Origin of the sequence: Hahella ganghwensis DSM 17046, from assembly GCF_000376785.1 — a bacterium.
Taxonomy (GTDB): domain Bacteria; phylum Pseudomonadota; class Gammaproteobacteria; order Pseudomonadales; family Oleiphilaceae; genus Hahella; species Hahella ganghwensis.
In genome coordinates, this window is record NZ_AQXX01000144.1 from 29,774 (window position 1) to 45,840 (window position 16,067).

The following is a 16,067-nucleotide window of genomic DNA, read 5'->3' on the forward strand; positions in this document are numbered from 1 at the left end:
AGGGCTTTGAGAATGTCTGTATAAACAGGTTGGTATCTATAAAAGGCATTAAAAAAGGTGGTGCGCAGAGCGATCAGTCTCATACGCACCAAGGCCTCATGTCCAATGGACTCAGATAACACTTTTACGTTATTGCAGAGAGGCAATCTCTCCCACCGGAAGAACTTTGCGCCCCTCGACGACACCGGTTGCGCCCCTGGTCACAATCGTATCTCCAGCTTTCAGGCCGGACAGAGTGGCGACATGGGAGTGCGAAAAGTCTCGCATAATCACCGAGGTAAGATGAGCCCTGTTCTGGGAGTCCAGCGTGAACACTTCAGCCGAGGAACCGGTTGCGGAAATAATGGCGCTTAGTGGGATCAATACCAGCTCTTCATAATCTGAAGGCGTGAGAGTCACGCGGCTGACCATACCGGAGAGCAAACGGGTTGTGCTCGGATTCACCCGGATCTCCACCTCAAAGGTACCTGTTCCGTTGGATGCTTTGGCGGCGGTTTCATATACCGAGCCTTCAAATACTTGCTCTGGGTAAGCATCCACCTTGATCCTGGCGAGATCACCTTCCTTGATTCGGACAATATCGCGATCATTGAGGCCCACACGGATTACCCAGCCGGCATCGTCATTGGCAAATATGAAAGCTCTGACCTGAGCATTCACCTGCTCATTGGGTTCAATTAATTTACGGAGAATACGGCCATTTCCTGGCGCCTTAATGGTGGCGTGTTTGTAATTGAATCTGGCTATCCGAAGTTTGGAGTTGGCAACCTCCAGGCCGGTTTCTGCGCTTTGCAACTGGTCCAGGGATACCACTTTGCTCTTATAGAGCTTCTGGACTCTTTCCAGGGTTCTTTCAGCGTCCAGATGTAAGGATTGCGCCTGCTCAAGCTGGGCCTCAATTTCCTCTTTATCAAGCTCAGCAAGCACTTCTCCCTTTCTTACCGACTGGCCCTCGCGGACGTAAATACTGGAGACAATACCGGGTGTCTTGAACGCAAGTGACTGCTCAGACGGGTTCACCAGAAGTCCGCTGGTATCGATCTCGCGCTGAACTTTTTCAACTGTCACGGTTTCTGTATAGACAGGAGCTTCCTGGGCGTTGGCGATGAAAACCGGTGCGAACAGCAAGAGCCACAGGGCAAACAGTTTCCAATGTATATCCAGATCTTTTAAAGCGTTCATGAGCAGTCCCCGGAGGATGCTAAGTAATAGGTGTAAACATTGTATTCAGTGAGTATATGCGGTGTCAACATTGGATCGAGCTAAAGAAAACTTACTCTTATGTTTCTCGTTTTTGGGCGAGTAAGTATTAAATTACGATGCTTGTGGTTGGTTTTTGCGCGGCTTTCTCTGTCTGGGTTTTATTTTTGTCGTTCTCAGTCGATAGTTTGCGACAAGCAAAGGGTCCTGTTGTGAGAAGGGCCTATAACTCAAAGGGAGAAAATGAAATGTCGATTGATGAATTGCAGAGTAATTCCAAAGGTTGGCTGTTTTACGTCAAGGCCTCCTTTGTTGTGGCACTGGTGGCGGTCGGTGCGGGCATTTTCCTCATGCCGACAGATCTTCTGGTTAAGGGATACTTTGGAATCAGTACATTATTTCTGGTGAGTTCTACCATCACGCTTTCCAAAACCATGCGTGATGAACATGAAGCGCAGCGCCTGTTACACAGACTGAGCGAAGCCAAAACCAATCAGATTCTGCGGGAATATGCGGACTGATTTTGTAAATGGAATGTCAGGAGAGGTGAATATGTACGTCATGCAAAAGATCACAACCGCTTTTCGTGGGGCTGCTCGTGAGGGGGCGGAGAAAGTTGTGGATGCCAATGCGATCCGGATTTTTGAACAGGAAATCTATGACTGTGAGAATGCCATGACTCTGGCAAAACATGATTTGGCAAAAGTGATGGCAGAGAAAATCCGGTTACAACGGCTCCATGAGCAGAGGATTTCATCAATCAGGGAGCGGGAGGAGCAAGCTGGAGTCGCTTTGGATAAAGGCCTTGAGAGTCTCGCAAGAGAGTTGGCAGAGTGGATATCGGAGCAGGAAAAAACCAGCGAAAGAGAGCAGAAGGCGTTGCAGCAGCTTGAAGATCACGAGAAAAAGCTTCGTAAATCGTTGAATGCGGCAGGTAATCATATTCAGCACTATCGTCGTGAACTGCGTCTTGTTCAGGCAACACAAAGCTCACAGAAAGCAACTTCTGCTCTGAGCTCTAAAGCGAATTCTTTGGGTGCGCGCATTATGGATATGCAGGATTCTTTGGACCGGATTCGAAGCCGGCAATCTGAGTTTGAGGATTATCAGGAAGCCATGCAGATCCTGGGTGACGAGTTTTCTGACAATACTCTGGACAGTAAGTTGCAGCAGGCGGGAATTAGTTCTGAAAAAGCAGCAGATTCTGTACTTGCCCGTATTCGTCAGAAGCGTGAAGGCAGTGAAAAAAAATAGCGGGACCTAAACCAGAAACGCGCCATGTTTGGCGCGTTTTTCATGATTTCCCCTGGCCTGATATATTAATGTGCAAACGGAAACCGAATTGGCTGACGCTTAGTTATCGTTGCCAACTTCCATCCGTTTACGTTCTGCTGCTGTCAATCCGTCATTGGCAAACTTTTCCTGACGAGTCATTCTGGTTTGATCCATCGCTGGACCAGCGGCAGTGGCTTCGCCTTGCTCAATGTAGTATTGAGCCAATTCTTCCCCTTGTAACAGATAGACTTGAGACTCGCTGTGCTGATTGGCAACGCTGAATTGACCATTCTCAGCATTGGCGATTCCAGCTCCAGCAGCAAAAATCAGAGAAGCAGCTACAACTAAATTTTGTTTCACGTTCATTTTGTCGACCTCCTTAGGCTTGTGCTCAATCATCCGTACCTTTCATACGAACAACTTACACCTCGTATGACTTCTCTTACGCTAAATAGTTGCCATCAGGTTGGTTAAATATTATTCATAAAGATATACGGAATTTTTTAGAGAATGGACGTGTCTAAGACCGAAGGTGTTGGCCGATTGCACTTTAAGTGCTTTTCTATAGGCTTTGTTTGGCACAACAACTTTGCTAAAGTCTGCCGGCTTTCATGGAGAACCAATGACAGATGCCCACGCCTTATTCCCATCCATTCTATCGACCTGAAGAAAAGTTCCTGACCGCCAACGGCATTGAGCTTTGTTATGAAGAAATGGGAGATCCCTCGGGTGAGCCTTTGTTGATGATTATGGGTCTGGGGACTCAGATGACGGCATGGCCACCGGAACTCCTGGAGCCGATGTTGGAGGAAGGGTATCGCATTATACGGTTTGATAATCGTGATATTGGTAAATCCGAAGAGCTGGACTTCCATATGAAGGTTCCAGCACCGATTGCCTACTTGCGCACCAAGATAGGGCTTGAGATTGACGCGCCCTATTTATTGCATGATATGGCGGCCGATGCGGTGGCCTTGTTAAAGGCACTGGACATCACGGAAGCTCATGTTCTTGGGATCTCCATGGGGGGAATGATTGCGCAACTCGTTGAGAATCATGCGGATATTTCTGTAAAAAGTCTCTCGCTGTTAATGACGTCAAATAATCATCCCAAACTACCATCTCCTGACCTTAATACGCTGTGGAGAATTAATGGTGGTGGCGTGCGTGGTCATGACCAGAAATCTGCGCTGAAGAGGGGGATAGCTTTCTGGGAAACCGTTAAGAGCCCTGGATTCCCTACACCCAGAGATCGGGTCCTCCAGCGAATCGCGAGAGACTTTCAGCGGAGTTACAGGCCTATGGGCGTTGTCCGGCAAATGCGTGCCATCATGGCAACTGGCAGCATAGAGGATTACTCCAGAAATATTCAGTCGCCTTCTCTGATTCTGCATGGAAGTGCTGATCCTTTGGTCAAGCCGAAGGCGGCCCATTGGCTGAAGGATAATATTCCCCATGCTGTGCTCGATATTATTCCTGGCTGGGGGCACGACCTGCCTTTGCCTCTGTTATCCAAACTGGCGCACAAAATTACTTCTCATATGAAGCATTCCAGTCAGTCCTGACACTCATAAGAAGATAAGTGCTGTTGGTCCGACAAAAAACGGATCAGACTTGTGACAAGTTGGTTATAACCAGCATTTGGTGGCCAGACAGCATATACCCCAAGTGACGTTGGGTGCCATGGTGCCAGAACGGTCTTCAGAACCCCCTGTCCTAAAGCCTGTTTCACCATAAACTCGGGCGGGGTGCACAACCCAAGACCAGACAGACATAACTGGTAGACCGCATCCATGCTGTCAGCGGTTATTCTTGGCGTTATATCAATATTTACAGGTTTCTTCTTTTTCGGGTGTTGTAATTCTTTTTTACCGCTTCGTGTGGCCAGGCCAATCCACTCCCAATCATTCAGGTCTTCAGGTTGCTTCGGTGAGGCCCGGCTATCGATGTATTTTTCTGAGGCAACGAGTACGCGTGTCATATCGAACAGTTTTTTGGATTTAAGAGAGCTGTCCTTTAGTGGACCAATTCGAACAGCCAGGTCTATCCCTTCCTTGATCAGGTTTTGTGGATGATCGCTGTAATTCAGGTTCAGACTGACTTTGGGATACTGACTGGCAAAAGCCGCGATATACCCTGTGATGGAATGCCTTGCCAGCATAAAGGGGAGAGTAAGCTTTAATGTTCCCGACACTTCTTCCTGTGATACTTGCAGATCGTTTAAACCCGACTGAGCAGCTTCCAGCATTTGTTTGGATGAAATAAAAAGTCTTTGTCCAGGATCAGTAAGAGTCAGTTGTCGAGTTGAACGATAAAGCAGTGCGACTCCCAGCCGTTTCTCCAGTTGTGAGATATGGTGGCTGACCACTGAAGGGGAAAGTTGCAGTTCTCGGGCTGCCCGGCGAAAGGAGCCGTATTCTACGGTTCTGGCGAAAACGGCCATGGCTCTCAGGTCATCAATCATATTCGTGTTTCTATTGTTCGATAATATGGAACAGTAAAATTCAAAAGTTCTATATCATCAACTTATAAATTCCTGTTTAGACTACTCACCATCAAGCAAATAATTATTGGTAAGAGGTCCAGATGTCGGAAAATACACCTGAGTTTAAGTGGGCGATTGTCGTTGATCAGTCGTTACCGGTCGGCATAATGGCGAATACCGCAGCCGTTCTTTCGCTGACGTTGGGGCAACAAAAACCGGAGCTGATCGGGCCGGATATGTCGGACAATGATGGCCTGTTTCATACCGGAATTACGACGCTGGCGATGCCTATTCTCAAAGGCAGCGGAAAACTGTTAAACGAAATCCGGGCCGCCACACGTGAACATGAACCGGAGCTGCTGGTCGTCGACTTGACGCGTGATACTTTAAGAACCCGAAGTAATCAGGAATATCAGGAAAGATTGCAGCAAACAGCATCTGCAGATGTCGAATACCTGGGATTGGCTTTATTTGGCAATAAAAAGCTAGTAAACCGTTTTACCGGGAATCTCGGGCTTTTACGGTAATTGAACGAGACTTTGAGGCATTGCCTGGGAGGATGGCAGTATGTGGAGCGGTTTTATTGTGGCATCGATTCTCATTACCCTGATGCCGGGGCCTTCAATGTTGATTGTGATGATGAATGCCCTCCAGAAAGGGATTCGTGCAGGCGTCCTGGCTTCATGTGGTGTTGTTGTCGCGGATGCCTTGTTGCTGATATTAACATTGTCCGGTATTGGTGCATTGTTATATTCCTCAGCCCTTATGTTCACTGTGGTGAAGTGGTGTGGCGTCGGCTATCTGGTGTATCTGGGAGTCAGACAATTACTTTCCCGTCACAGTATCAAAGGTGGTAGTGAGAGCGTCTCCGATGAGCTTGACACAACGCTAATGAAAGGAAGCTTTGTGCAAGGATTTGCCACGACGATGCTGAACCCGAAAATCATTGGTTTTTTTATTGCATTTTTTCCTCAATTTCTTGATCAAAGCCTACCTGTCTGGTCTCAATTGCTGCAATTAGGCCCGGTATTCTTGCTGATCGTATTTATCATTTTATTGATGTATGCGCTTCTGGCTCGCTCAGTGAGGTCATTTCTGAACAGCCAAAGAGGGCAGTCACTGGTCCAGAAGGGATCGGGGATATTATTGGTCGGCTGTGGTCTGGCGGCGGCTGGAATGGAGCGCTAGATGACGCTGGAGATTTCGGGGGCTATTATTAAAACAAGTCACCTTATAAGAGATTGATTTAAAGAAAAGGTTGCTTTCTCAATAACGATCCATATCATAGGCGGCCATTATTTCTATTCACAGTGACAATCGTCACCCATAAGATTTATCAAGGAGGCATTTGAAAGTGTTTTTAGTTCAACAAGTTAACTATTTCAGCTAAACGCCTTTCAAGTGTCTCGACTTGGAAGGCCAAACAAGAGCCTTTCGAGTCAGGAATCCCAAAAGAAACCCTGGCCGAGTAATCCGCCAGGGTTTTTTATTTTCCAATCGTTATTCGGTTAATCGAATCCCTTCTCGAAGCAGGCTCTAGAATATCGCTCCAGGCGATATTTTGACTATTGAATCAGATCTGACGATAGGTCCGGATGGTGTTCGGCCATCAAAAAATCAGGTCATGATTGTGGCAAGGAAAGAATGTATGCCTGTCTATATTGAATTAAATAAGTCTCAGGACGGGGGAGCCCGTCCTGTCAAAATCTACACGGCCGATGTGGACTATAAAGCGCTGGCGCAGCTCAAAAACCTGTCTCAGTTATCCATTATCCACTCGCATATTGCGGCGATGCCAGATGTGCATGCGGGTATCGGTGCAACAGTGGGCTCGGTGATTCCAACTCGAGGTGCCATCATTCCTGCGGCTGTCGGTGTGGATATTGGTTGCGGTATGAATGCGGTTCGGTTGTCGCTAAAAAGCAGTCAGCTACCAGATAACCTGAAACCGTTACGGTTGGCGATAGAGAGAGCTGTTCCTGTGGGGAATGCTTCCCATAAGGTGATATCAGCCCGCCATGCTGCCAGCAAGGAACTGGCCAGTGGTATTGATTTACTGTTGGAGAAACACAGCAAGCTGAACAAGATGCTACGCCGGCCGAGAGAAACCTGGCTACGACAACTGGGAACACTGGGAAGTGGAAACCATTTTATTGAGCTGTGTATAGACCAAAGCAAGGATGTGTGGGTCATGTTGCACTCAGGGAGTCGAGGAATCGGCAATGCTATAGGGCGCTTCTTTATTGAGCTTGCCCGAAAAGATGTGGCGAGGAATCAAATAAATCTGCCGGACAAAGATTTGTCTTACTTCCAGGAAGGAAGTGACCACTTTTACGACTACGTTGAAGCGGTCAATTGGGCGCAGGAATATGCTCGGGTGAATCGGCAGGAAATGCTGAATCTGGTTTTACGATCAATTCAACCGTTCCTGCCGGAATTTACGCTGACCTGTGAAGCGATCAACTGCCATCATAATTATGTGCAGAAGGAGCATCACTATGGGGCTGATGTGTATGTCACCCGAAAAGGTGCAATCAGCGCAAGAGAAGGGCAGCTTGGCATTATTCCAGGCAGTATGGGAGCAAAGTCCTATATTGTCCGGGGCAAAGGAAATCCGGAGTCGTTCTGTTCCTGTTCTCATGGCGCAGGACGCAAAATGAGCCGTTCGGCAGCAGTGCAAAGGTTCTCTCGGCAGGATCTGGAGACTCAGACCCGAGGCGTTGAATGTCGTAAGGATAAAGGGGTTCTGGATGAAATACCCAGTGCCTACAAAGATATCGATCAGGTGATGGAGCATCAAAGTGATCTGGTGGAAGTAGTACATCAATTGAAACAAGTGTTATGTGTGAAGGGGTGATGAAGTGATATTTGAATTGATCGAAATAAGCTGCTGCACTTCTTCGAAAGTGTATAACCGCTATAAACCATAGCAATGAATAACATCGTTACAGGAGCTATTCCATGTATTTGGTAAATAACGCCTTTCCTAAGTGGATAGGCAACAAAATTCGTGATGAAACTGATGTTGAAAAACAGCGTTTGAGAGATCGTTATGGAACTCGATACAGTCAGGGAGGTGATAGACGGCCTTCCTAAGGAGCGGACCTTATTCTGGTATTTCAAGGACCGCTATGCACCTTATCTTCTACAAAAAGAGCTGGAACAAAATGGTTCCAGAACAGTGGCAGAATTGAAACGCTCGCGTTTCTCAAAACTGGTGCAAAAGTCGGTGTGCAGTCCCTTAGTCAGCCGGGCAGGAAATCGCCCTGTGTTGGCAGATGAATTTGCAGCATTGTGGCCGGAAAACTCAACACCTTACGTGCTGACAGTCGGGCGCTGGGGAGGGATGAATAACTATCGCTGGAATCAGACGTCAGTGCCTGGATGGAATCTGGTGCTGCAACTGAATTTCAGTAATGAACATGATCATGAGTACCGATGTCTTTTGGGAAAAGACTTTGATCATTTTGAATTTTATAGTCATCCCGTTCACCGGGGTAAGCGGAATACGCTGGCTTGGGCCAGAATCGATCTGGACTTTGACGAAGGTGTGGCCTTGATCGAGGAAATTCAGACTGACTGGATCAGGGAAGCCAGAGATGCATTTAAGGATGCCACAGAAGCTCGCAGGGAAAAGAAGAAGACCTTCAGCTTATGGAGTGATGAGTTTGAGGTGGGAAAAATGTGTCGGTACTACGAAATGGTATTGGCCCGTCACAGTGAGCAATGGGCGGAAGCAATGCTGACTGCTGCGATCGGTTTAATACGTGATGAACTGGGGTTTCGTACAATCTTTTATCACAACTATGAAACCGGCAAGGCGCTAAAGCATATCGGTCATCGTGGACCTCCCAGGTCTTTGTATACCGATCTGCCAAAAAAGTTCTGTTTCAAGGAAACAGAGCAGGGTCCACAGTATGTCACTACCCACCGGGAGGTGAAGAGAATGTGGAAGAAACTGAAATGTAAAAAGTGGTTTGTATTAAATCTATAGGAGATACATATGGCGAACCAGGTGAAAAAACGTAATCCTCATGCATGTAATCCGATCATGCGCAAAGGTGGTGTTCACCAAAAATCAAATAGCGCCAAGCGCGCTAAAGACAAACGTCAATTAAAGGAGCAGGCCCGGGCAATGTCCCGGGACTGCTCCTTTGGCCTTCAGGCTGCATAGTCTTTCTTTTCTGTCTTCAATTTTTTCCTTTCTGATTTCTTATTATTCTTTCAAAATTTCCGGAAACTTTCTAAGGGCCGCCCTTAGCTGGTGGTAGGTCAATCCCAGTGCACTGGCAGTGCGTTTCTGATTAAACTGATGGTCTTTTAAGGCTTTCTTTATCAGTTGTTGTTCCAAGTCAGCCAATGTGCCTCGTAAGCCCTTTGTGAGGACCTCCGGCGGAGAAAGGGGTGGGCTGGTGGTAGACTGTTTCGGGTCTAACGGAGTCGATTCTGGTTCTGGTAAGGCGGATGATTTCGCCACTGTCGTCGCCGCAGAACTCCAAGGCGAGACAAATGGGTCCAGAATTATCTGGTCCACTGGATCTTCTGGTGTGTGATGGCGATAGACACTGCGTTCCACCACATTTTTCAGTTCCCGAATATTGCCCGGCCACTGATGACTTATCAGTGTATTCATTGCCTGGAAGGTAAATCCCGCAAACCAGTCGTAACCTAGTTCCCGGCACATTTTCAGGGCGAAGTGATCGGCCAGTTCAGGTATATCTTCCATGCGATAACGCAGAGGAGGCAGGTTGATCACATCAAAGGCCAGTCGATCCAGCAGATCACTTCGAAACTGGTTCTCTGTCGCCAATCGGGGCAGGTCGGCATTGGTGGCTGCAACCAATCGAACGTCTACTTGCAGCGTTTTATTTCCGCCTAACCGCTCAAAGCGGCCATATTCAATAATTCTGAGCAATTTCTCCTGAATAGGCAGCGAGGCTGTTGCCAATTCATCCAAGAAAAGTGTGCCGCCGTCAGCCCTTTCAAACAGCCCTGCGCGAGTTCTGTTAGCTCCGGTAAAAGCTCCGGCTTCATGGCCGAAAAGTTCAGACTCCAGAAGGTTTTCATTCATCGCCGCGCAGTTAACCTGAAGATAGGGTTGGTCCCAGCGACCGGATAGAAAATGCAGGCGTTCGGCGATTAATTCTTTACCGGTGCCACGTTCGCCTATCACCAGCACGGGTCTGTTTAATGGTGCAACCTGCGAGACTTGTTCCAGTACCAGGTGGAGTGATTCGGAGCTGCCGATTAATGGCTGTCGGTGAACTTCCATTTTGAGTGGCTCAAATGACTAATAATGAGTCTAAATAACCATATAATAGCTTAAATGGCAATCGAGGGGCAGGAGTTTCCTGCATTTTTAGATCATATCTCCATAAAATCAATAAGATAGAGTTTTTGGCACGACTCTAGCTATACCTGAAGAAAGAACTTCACGCTTATTTGAGCACGAACAACGTAAGGAGACTGGCTATGGGTATTTTTTCTCGTTTTGGTGACATCATTAACGCCAATATCACAGCATTGCTGGATCGCGCTGAAGATCCGGCCAAGATGATTCGTATGATGATTCAGGAAATGGAAGACACACTGATTGAAGTGCGTACCACGTCCGCGCGAGTGATTGCTGATAGAAAGGAATTGGAGCGCCGTGTGCAGTTTCTGCAGCAGGAAGCCGATAAGTGGGATGGGAAAGCCCGATTGGCTTTGAGTAAGGGGCGAGAGGACCTTGCCAGGGCTGCATTGGCTGAAAAAGATCTGATTGAAGAAAACCTGCAACTGGCAACTCAGGAAATCAAGAGTATTGAAGAGCAATTGGTAGTATTGGACGAGGAAATCGCCCAATTACAGCAAAAACTGGACGATGCCAAAGCCAAACAGAAGTCATTGGTTGCCAGAGAAAGGACGGTGCGTTCCCGAATGGATATCCGGCGTAGCAGTAACCGGAGTAAGCTGGAAGAGGCGTTCAATAAGTTTGAAACCTATGAACGCAAAATGGATGACATGGAGGCTCAGGTAGAGTCTGAGGATCTGGGACGCTCCAAGAATCTGGCGGACGAATTCGCAGAGCTTGAGCGTGATGACAAGGTCAATGAAGCGCTGGCCAAGCTGAAGGAAAGCATGGCCGCGGAAAACAGGAGTGAAAAATAATGTCTCTGACAGCTTTCTTCTTTGTGCCGGCAGTTATTTTCCTGTCGATTGTGGCGCCCTTGTGGTTGATTTTGCACTACTGGACGCAGGCAAAGGCACGCAAGGGAATCTCCAATGAGGAGAGAGAATTGCTTAATAATGCACTGAGTACTGCAGAGAGACTGGAAAAGCGTGTTGTCACCCTGGAAACCATTCTTGACGCAGAGCACGATGGCTGGAGAACTTTTGACAACCAGCAGGATGATCAGAGACCAAGGGAGCATTAGGTATGAATAAGGCGACCAAAGAAAATGGCTATAATCGGGATCTGTACCGCGATCCCTCCAAGGGTTGGATCGCCGGTGTATGTGCCGGTGTTGCTGAAGCCTATGGTCAGCCGGTCTGGCTGGCTCGTATATTGATGCTGACGATATTCATCTTCAGTGGAAGCCTGGGGCTGTTGATGTATATCGCTGGATACTTTCTGCTTGGAAAGAGGCCTGTCGGGCTGGAACAGCCCAGTTCTACGCGGCCTTTATTTGACTACGGGGAAACGGCTTCGATGCGCGCCCGACAACTGGCTGAGCGCATGGCCGAGGTAGATCGAAGAATACAGGCTATGGAACGTTATGTAACTTCCAACAGGTTTAAAGTCAACGAGCAGTTCAAGGGACTATAGTGTCGACTTGAATAAAATATCCCCCCCACTTGTGGGGGGAAGAATATTGCTGATTAATCGACGTTCATGTCTCTTCAAAGAAAAAGTGCTCTTCACCAAAAGCAGGCTGCAAATGATTTAGCCAAGTCGCCTGTTCGTCATATCTGGCGAAGAATGGTTTTTGCACCCAATCAGGATTGCGGCCCTGAATCATACGCAAGACAAACACCTTTTCTCCATTGATTTCTGTCACGCCCTGAATCTCCACTTTTCCTGGATGCGCACTCATTGAGGGCCCCCTTGCAGTACGAGCGATACCGGAAACCCTCTGCATTGCATCCTGGTAAATTTCCCAGGCTTTCACCAGTGGTACCTCGAAGTAGTGTCGAGCGCCGGTATCTCTTTCCACAAACATATAATAAGGGATGATTCCCATTTCAACCTGCGTTTGCCACAGGCGTGCCCACACCTCGGCGTCGTCATTGATATTGGCCAGCAGTGGGCCCTGAGCTCTGATCTGTGCACCGGTGTTTCGTACTCGGCGTACGGCTTCCCGGGCGATTTCAGGCTCGAGTTCACGCCAATGGTTGTAGTGAGCCATCAAGGCCAAATGTTTACCGGCTGCCTGAACCTCCTCAAAAAGGCGCAGGAGGTCGGCAGCGTCTTCATCGGTGACAAATCGCTGGGGCCAAAACGTCAGGGCTTTTGAGCCTATGCGGATGGTCCGGACATGATTAAACTCAGGAGATAGCAATGGTTCAAGATAAGCTCGCAGGTTTTTCGTTTTCATGACAAGTGGGTCACCACCTGTTATCAGGACATCAGTTACCTCAGGGTGTGCCCGAAGGTAGTCCTGCAACTGACCTGACTCTTTAGCTGCTATTCTCAGATCCTTGTCACCGACAAACTGGGCCCATCGGAAACAGAAGGTGCAGTAGCTGTGACAGACCTGGCCGGAACTGGGAAAGAAGAGCACGGTTTCGCGATACTTGTGCTGAACGCCCTGTACGGTTTCATTATCCAGTGTAGGAATATTGTGTTCCATTTGTCCGGCCGGGTGAGGGTTCAAAGCCTCCCTTACTTCCCGAATGGTATCGTTCAGCGCACTTTTGTCGTTAAGTGAAAATACCGTTGCCACCTTGTCATACAACTCAGGAGCCAGCATTTCTTTTTGTGGAAATGTTAGCTGGAAGATGGGATCTTCAGGAATGTTGTTCCAGTCAATCAGCTCGTTGATGACATATTCATTCACGCGGAAGGGCAGCACACTGGCAACCACTTTCATGTCGAATCTTTGTTGTTCTGAGAGACGATTCAGTTGTGGAATCTGGCCCAATTGCTTTGCAGTGAAAACTTTAAACCGTTGCTCGCCAAAGGTAGTTTCAGCTTTATCTCCACCGTTGCTGGCGATCATATTTTCGTCGGCAATAGCGACTACATTCTGACTCTGCATCTATTTCCTCACTGACAGTAGACTCTGATATGCATGGCAGTGGCATCCTCTGTAACCAAAGGCCACTACCGAAAGATATCTGCTTGAAGATTGTTTCTTGTGTTCGAAAGCCGCTTTGCCATTTATGCAGGCAAAGTCAGGCATTGAGATTAGTTTTTATGACACCGGACGCCCTGTCCTCGCCCTGATTCTGGGGAGGAGGGGGAAGCGGATGTTACCTGAATAATGATTAGATGTCTAAATAATAAGGGGTAAAAGCCTTGTGTAAGGTATATCCTTTATATGTGGGTGCTTGTTTTTTGGTCATTCGGCTTCTAACCTTTTTAATAGGGGTGAGAAGTCGGTTTTCCCCGGTGAGGTCGTATTGCATCCATAGGATTGCGGTATATGTGCAATACGTGTGGCGGGTTTGAATATGCCGTTAGGGGATGATTGAAAGGAGTTGATTCGTTTGTACACCTTAGGAGTGGTGGCATGTTTCTTCAGAGGAAGCCACGATGACGCTCAAGAACAAATTGATTCTCGTATGTATTACCTTGGCGATAGTACCTGTCATCTTGGTCAGCGCTACCTTGGGATACGAGTCCTACCAAAGCGGCCGGCAGACGATTGAGCAGCAGGCCAGGGATCAGCTTATTTCGATCCGTGATATCAAGCAACAGCAGATCGAAGGCTACTTCGATACTATCCGAAAGCAGGTGCTGACATTTTCCAATGATCGTATGATTATTGACGCCATGTCGCAATTCAAGAGTGCGTTTACTGCTTACAAGTCCACTCAGGGGGCTACCATCCACAGATTCAATGCGACAGCAACTGCGTCAGTATTACACCGGAGACTTTCTGCAAGAATATGGGCGTCGCAACAGTGGCGAGTCGGTTGATACGAATCGGTTACTGGATCAATTGGATGATGACTCCATAGCCTTGCAATACCAATATATCAAGGCTAACCCAAATCCGTTAGGTAGTAAGGATCTTCTGGAAGCGCCTGGGGATAACAGCGAATACTCACAACTGCATCGCAAGTATCATCCCCATATTCGTGACTTTCTGGTAAAGTTTGAGTACTACGATATATTCTTGGTTGATGTCGACAGTGGGGATATCGTTTATTCAGTATTCAAGGAATTGGATTATTCTACTTCCCTGAAAAACGGACCCTATGCAAACAGTGGAATTGCCAAAGCCTTCCAGATGGCAAATCAGGAAGGCCTTAAAGAAAGCGTAGCACTGACGGATTTCGAACCGTACTTTCCCTCATACGAAGATCCCGCCGCGTTCATTGCCTCCCCGATATTCGATAATGGAAGGAAAACAGGCATACTGATTTTTCAGATGCCGATTGACAGAATTAACGCCATTATGACCCACGATGGCCACTGGAAGGAATCGGGTCTGGGAGACTCCGGTGAAACCTATCTTGTTGGCACTGACTTTAAAATGCGAAGTCTGAGTCGCTTCCTGATTGAGGATAAGGAAGGATATTTAGAATTGCTCGCTTCTTTGCCGGATATGTCTGGCGAGGTACTTCGGTCCATTAAAGCCAAGAACACGAATATTGGCTTACAGCCGGTCAATACGAAAGGTACTCAAGCGGCAATCGCCGGCCAGAGTGGCTTTGACCATTTTCCGGATTACCGGGACATCATGGTGCTGTCAGCCTACAGTCCTTTGTCGATACCGGGTCTGGAGTGGGCAATAATGAGTGAAATTGACGAGGAAGAAGCCTTTTTGCCCTCGGATCAGTTAAGAACGCAGATCTGGACAATGGCTATCGCCTGTGTATTGATCGCTATTGTGGTCGCGGGCGTTATTGGGTGGTTGGTAGCCAGATCGCTGACTACGCCTATTATTGCTTTTACCAGTACCCTGACGCGTATTAATGAAACCTCCGACTTGACTGAAAGAGTGCCTGTTTCTGGTAAAGACGAAATTGCCATGAGTGCCGTAGCAATTAATGGCTTGTTGGAAAAATTCCAGCAAACGATACAGCATTTGGGGGAGACCAGTGAGCAACTCAAAGCAGCATCCTCAACTATGGCTGAAGTGACGCACCAGGTATTGGAAACCACCCAGCAACAACAGGGACAAAGTCAGCAAGTGGCGGCGGCTGCCACCGAGATGACTGCGACGGCTCAGGATGTGGCTAAGAACGCCGAGCAGGCATCTGAGGCAACGACCAGAGCGAATGAAGCGGGGCTGGAAGGAAACCGGATTGTCAGCCTGAGTATCGATAAGATAAATCATCTGGCCAACAACATTGAAAACATGGAGCAGGTTTTGAGCAAGGTGGCAACTGATAGTGATGCCATAGGGTCTGTGCTCAAAGTTATCAGTGATATTGCAGAGCAAACCAATCTACTGGCGTTGAATGCAGCGATAGAGGCTGCCAGAGCCGGAGAGCAGGGGCGTGGCTTTGCTGTAGTAGCGGATGAAGTACGCACTTTGGCAAAACGCACCCATGACTCTACTGAAGAAATTCGCTCTACGATTGAGCAGCTCCAAAGCGGTGTTGGTGATGCCGTATCTTCAATCAAGAGCGGTGTGGACCAAGCAAAAGATAATGTGAGTGATGCCAGCAGTATGGGGGAATCTCTTAATGAGATTACCCGGCATTTGCAGAGTATCTCTGAGATGACAGACCAGATCGCCGCTGCTGCAACAGAGCAGTTGGCGGTGTCTGAAGATATTTCCTCCAGTATCGTTGCAGTCAGCGATCTGGCGGGGACATCTGCCGAGGCGGCAGAAAGGTCTTCAGGAGCAGGACAGGACGTTGAGAATCTGGCCACCAGCTTGAGAGACTATGTTTCTCAGTTTAAGGCCTGATGATCTATAGATGAACTTAATAGATGGTCAAATAAGTT

General features: G+C 47.8%; 18 protein-coding genes. 13 read left to right on the forward strand and 5 right to left on the reverse strand.

The window, feature by feature from the left end:
- Nucleotides 1-129 precede the first annotated feature (129 nt).
- Nucleotides 130-1,182 carry an efflux RND transporter periplasmic adaptor subunit gene (locus tag F566_RS0130045; protein WP_020410767.1) on the reverse strand — a complete coding sequence of 351 codons (1,053 nt, stop codon included), beginning with the start codon at nt 1,180-1,182 and terminating at the stop codon, nt 130-132.
- A gap of 266 nt (nt 1,183-1,448) precedes the next feature.
- Between F566_RS0130045 and F566_RS0130050 the strand changes: the two genes are divergently transcribed.
- Nucleotides 1,449-1,721, forward strand: coding sequence for a YiaA/YiaB family inner membrane protein (locus F566_RS0130050; protein ID WP_020410768.1), 273 nt, complete (start codon nt 1,449-1,451; stop codon nt 1,719-1,721).
- Nucleotides 1,722-1,752: 31 nt separating this feature from the next.
- On the forward strand, nt 1,753-2,454 hold the full coding sequence (locus F566_RS0130055; protein WP_020410769.1) for a PspA/IM30 family protein: 702 nt from the start codon (nt 1,753-1,755) through the stop codon (nt 2,452-2,454).
- Between the two features lie 99 nt (nt 2,455-2,553).
- Here F566_RS0130055 and F566_RS0130060 read toward each other — a convergent pair whose 3' ends face one another.
- The gene (locus F566_RS0130060; protein WP_157497222.1) at nt 2,554-2,841 is read right to left on the reverse strand and encodes a hypothetical protein; all 288 of its coding nucleotides are present in this window, start codon (nt 2,839-2,841) and stop codon (nt 2,554-2,556) included.
- Nucleotides 2,842-3,104: 263 nt separating this feature from the next.
- Here F566_RS0130060 and F566_RS0130065 point away from each other — a divergent pair, with 263 nt between their 5' ends.
- The gene (locus F566_RS0130065; protein WP_020410771.1) at nt 3,105-4,040 is read left to right on the forward strand and encodes an alpha/beta fold hydrolase; all 936 of its coding nucleotides are present in this window, start codon (nt 3,105-3,107) and stop codon (nt 4,038-4,040) included.
- Here the strand turns inward: F566_RS0130065 and F566_RS0130070 are convergent.
- On the reverse strand, nt 4,031-4,939 hold the full coding sequence (locus F566_RS0130070; RefSeq protein ID WP_020410772.1) for a LysR family transcriptional regulator: 909 nt from the start codon (nt 4,937-4,939) through the stop codon (nt 4,031-4,033). The two genes, F566_RS0130065 and F566_RS0130070, sit on opposite strands and share 10 nt — an antisense overlap.
- Before the next feature lie 122 nt (nt 4,940-5,061).
- On the opposite strand from F566_RS0130070, the gene F566_RS0130075 reads away from it, so the two are divergent.
- The 5 genes from F566_RS0130075 to F566_RS37210 all read left to right on the forward strand — a co-directional run bounded on the left by F566_RS0130075 (nt 5,062) and on the right by F566_RS37210 (nt 9,134).
- Nucleotides 5,062-5,487: a DUF2000 domain-containing protein gene (locus tag F566_RS0130075; RefSeq protein ID WP_020410773.1), complete on the forward strand. Its 426-nt coding sequence runs from the start codon at nt 5,062-5,064 to the stop codon at nt 5,485-5,487.
- A gap of 40 nt (nt 5,488-5,527) precedes the next feature.
- Complete coding sequence (locus F566_RS0130080) at nt 5,528-6,148, forward strand: LysE family translocator (protein ID WP_020410774.1); 621 nt, start codon at nt 5,528-5,530, stop codon at nt 6,146-6,148.
- A gap of 373 nt (nt 6,149-6,521) precedes the next feature.
- On the forward strand, nt 6,522-7,817 hold the full coding sequence (locus F566_RS0130085) for an RtcB family protein (protein ID WP_281169130.1): 1,296 nt from the start codon (nt 6,522-6,524) through the stop codon (nt 7,815-7,817).
- Nucleotides 7,818-8,012: 195 nt separating this feature from the next.
- Nucleotides 8,013-8,954 (forward strand): hypothetical protein, encoded by a 942-nt coding sequence (locus F566_RS0130090; protein ID WP_020410776.1) that lies wholly within the window; start codon nt 8,013-8,015, stop codon nt 8,952-8,954.
- 9 nt (nt 8,955-8,963) lie between these two features.
- Nucleotides 8,964-9,134, forward strand: coding sequence for a hypothetical protein (locus F566_RS37210; RefSeq protein ID WP_020410777.1), 171 nt, complete (start codon nt 8,964-8,966; stop codon nt 9,132-9,134).
- A gap of 42 nt (nt 9,135-9,176) precedes the next feature.
- On the opposite strand, the gene pspF is transcribed toward F566_RS37210, so the two are convergent.
- Nucleotides 9,177-10,232 (reverse strand): phage shock protein operon transcriptional activator, encoded by a 1,056-nt coding sequence (pspF, locus tag F566_RS0130100; RefSeq protein ID WP_020410778.1) that lies wholly within the window; start codon nt 10,230-10,232, stop codon nt 9,177-9,179.
- A 200-nt stretch (nt 10,233-10,432) separates the two neighbouring features.
- Between pspF and pspA the strand changes: the two genes are divergently transcribed.
- Genes pspA through pspC form a run of 3 tightly spaced genes read left to right on the forward strand, consistent with a single transcriptional unit; the run spans nt 10,433 to nt 11,768 of the window.
- Nucleotides 10,433-11,110 carry a phage shock protein PspA gene (gene pspA / locus F566_RS0130105; RefSeq protein WP_020410779.1) on the forward strand — a complete coding sequence of 226 codons (678 nt, stop codon included), beginning with the start codon at nt 10,433-10,435 and terminating at the stop codon, nt 11,108-11,110.
- Nucleotides 11,110-11,376 (forward strand): envelope stress response membrane protein PspB, encoded by a 267-nt coding sequence (pspB, locus tag F566_RS0130110; RefSeq protein WP_020410780.1) that lies wholly within the window; start codon nt 11,110-11,112, stop codon nt 11,374-11,376. Before pspA ends, pspB begins: the two co-directional genes overlap by 1 nt.
- Before the next feature lie 2 nt (nt 11,377-11,378).
- On the forward strand, nt 11,379-11,768 hold the full coding sequence (gene pspC, locus F566_RS0130115) for an envelope stress response membrane protein PspC (protein ID WP_020410781.1): 390 nt from the start codon (nt 11,379-11,381) through the stop codon (nt 11,766-11,768).
- A 64-nt stretch (nt 11,769-11,832) separates the two neighbouring features.
- On the opposite strand, the gene F566_RS0130120 is transcribed toward pspC, so the two are convergent.
- Entirely contained in the window at nt 11,833-13,161 is a 1,329-nt protein-coding gene (locus F566_RS0130120) for a KamA family radical SAM protein (protein WP_051085460.1), read from the reverse strand.
- 536 nt (nt 13,162-13,697) lie between these two features.
- On the opposite strand from F566_RS0130120, the gene F566_RS37105 reads away from it, so the two are divergent.
- Nucleotides 13,698-14,084 carry a hypothetical protein gene (locus F566_RS37105; RefSeq protein WP_157497224.1) on the forward strand — a complete coding sequence of 129 codons (387 nt, stop codon included), beginning with the start codon at nt 13,698-13,700 and terminating at the stop codon, nt 14,082-14,084.
- Nucleotides 14,005-16,029 (forward strand): methyl-accepting chemotaxis protein, encoded by a 2,025-nt coding sequence (locus F566_RS35060; protein WP_020410784.1) that lies wholly within the window; start codon nt 14,005-14,007, stop codon nt 16,027-16,029. Before F566_RS37105 ends, F566_RS35060 begins: the two co-directional genes overlap by 80 nt.
- Nucleotides 16,030-16,067: the final 38 nt, after the last annotated feature.

Bases quoted from the DNA above. Each gene is read 5' to 3' on its own strand.
- F566_RS0130065 (WP_020410771.1), top strand. From the start codon at position 3,105: ATGCCCACGCCTTATTCCCATCCATTCTATCGACCTGAAGAAAAGTTC.
- F566_RS0130045 (WP_020410767.1), bottom strand. From the start codon at position 1,182: ATGAACGCTTTAAAAGATCTGGATATACATTGGAAACTGTTTGCCCTG.
- pspF (WP_020410778.1), bottom strand. From the start codon at position 10,232: ATGGAAGTTCACCGACAGCCATTAATCGGCAGCTCCGAATCACTCCAC.
- F566_RS0130055 (WP_020410769.1), top strand. From the start codon at position 1,753: ATGTACGTCATGCAAAAGATCACAACCGCTTTTCGTGGGGCTGCTCGT.
- F566_RS35060 (WP_020410784.1), top strand. From the start codon at position 14,005: ATGCGACAGCAACTGCGTCAGTATTACACCGGAGACTTTCTGCAAGAA.
- pspA (WP_020410779.1), top strand. From the start codon at position 10,433: ATGGGTATTTTTTCTCGTTTTGGTGACATCATTAACGCCAATATCACA.
- F566_RS0130120 (WP_051085460.1), bottom strand. From the start codon at position 13,161: ATGATCGCCAGCAACGGTGGAGATAAAGCTGAAACTACCTTTGGCGAG.
- F566_RS0130090 (WP_020410776.1), top strand. From the start codon at position 8,013: ATGGAACTCGATACAGTCAGGGAGGTGATAGACGGCCTTCCTAAGGAG.
- F566_RS0130060 (WP_157497222.1), bottom strand. From the start codon at position 2,841: ATGAACGTGAAACAAAATTTAGTTGTAGCTGCTTCTCTGATTTTTGCT.
- F566_RS0130070 (WP_020410772.1), bottom strand. From the start codon at position 4,939: ATGATTGATGACCTGAGAGCCATGGCCGTTTTCGCCAGAACCGTAGAA.
- pspC (WP_020410781.1), top strand. From the start codon at position 11,379: ATGAATAAGGCGACCAAAGAAAATGGCTATAATCGGGATCTGTACCGC.
- F566_RS0130050 (WP_020410768.1), top strand. From the start codon at position 1,449: ATGTCGATTGATGAATTGCAGAGTAATTCCAAAGGTTGGCTGTTTTAC.
- pspB (WP_020410780.1), top strand. From the start codon at position 11,110: ATGTCTCTGACAGCTTTCTTCTTTGTGCCGGCAGTTATTTTCCTGTCG.
- F566_RS0130080 (WP_020410774.1), top strand. From the start codon at position 5,528: ATGTGGAGCGGTTTTATTGTGGCATCGATTCTCATTACCCTGATGCCG.
- F566_RS37210 (WP_020410777.1), top strand. From the start codon at position 8,964: ATGGCGAACCAGGTGAAAAAACGTAATCCTCATGCATGTAATCCGATC.
- F566_RS37105 (WP_157497224.1), top strand. From the start codon at position 13,698: ATGACGCTCAAGAACAAATTGATTCTCGTATGTATTACCTTGGCGATA.
- F566_RS0130075 (WP_020410773.1), top strand. From the start codon at position 5,062: ATGTCGGAAAATACACCTGAGTTTAAGTGGGCGATTGTCGTTGATCAG.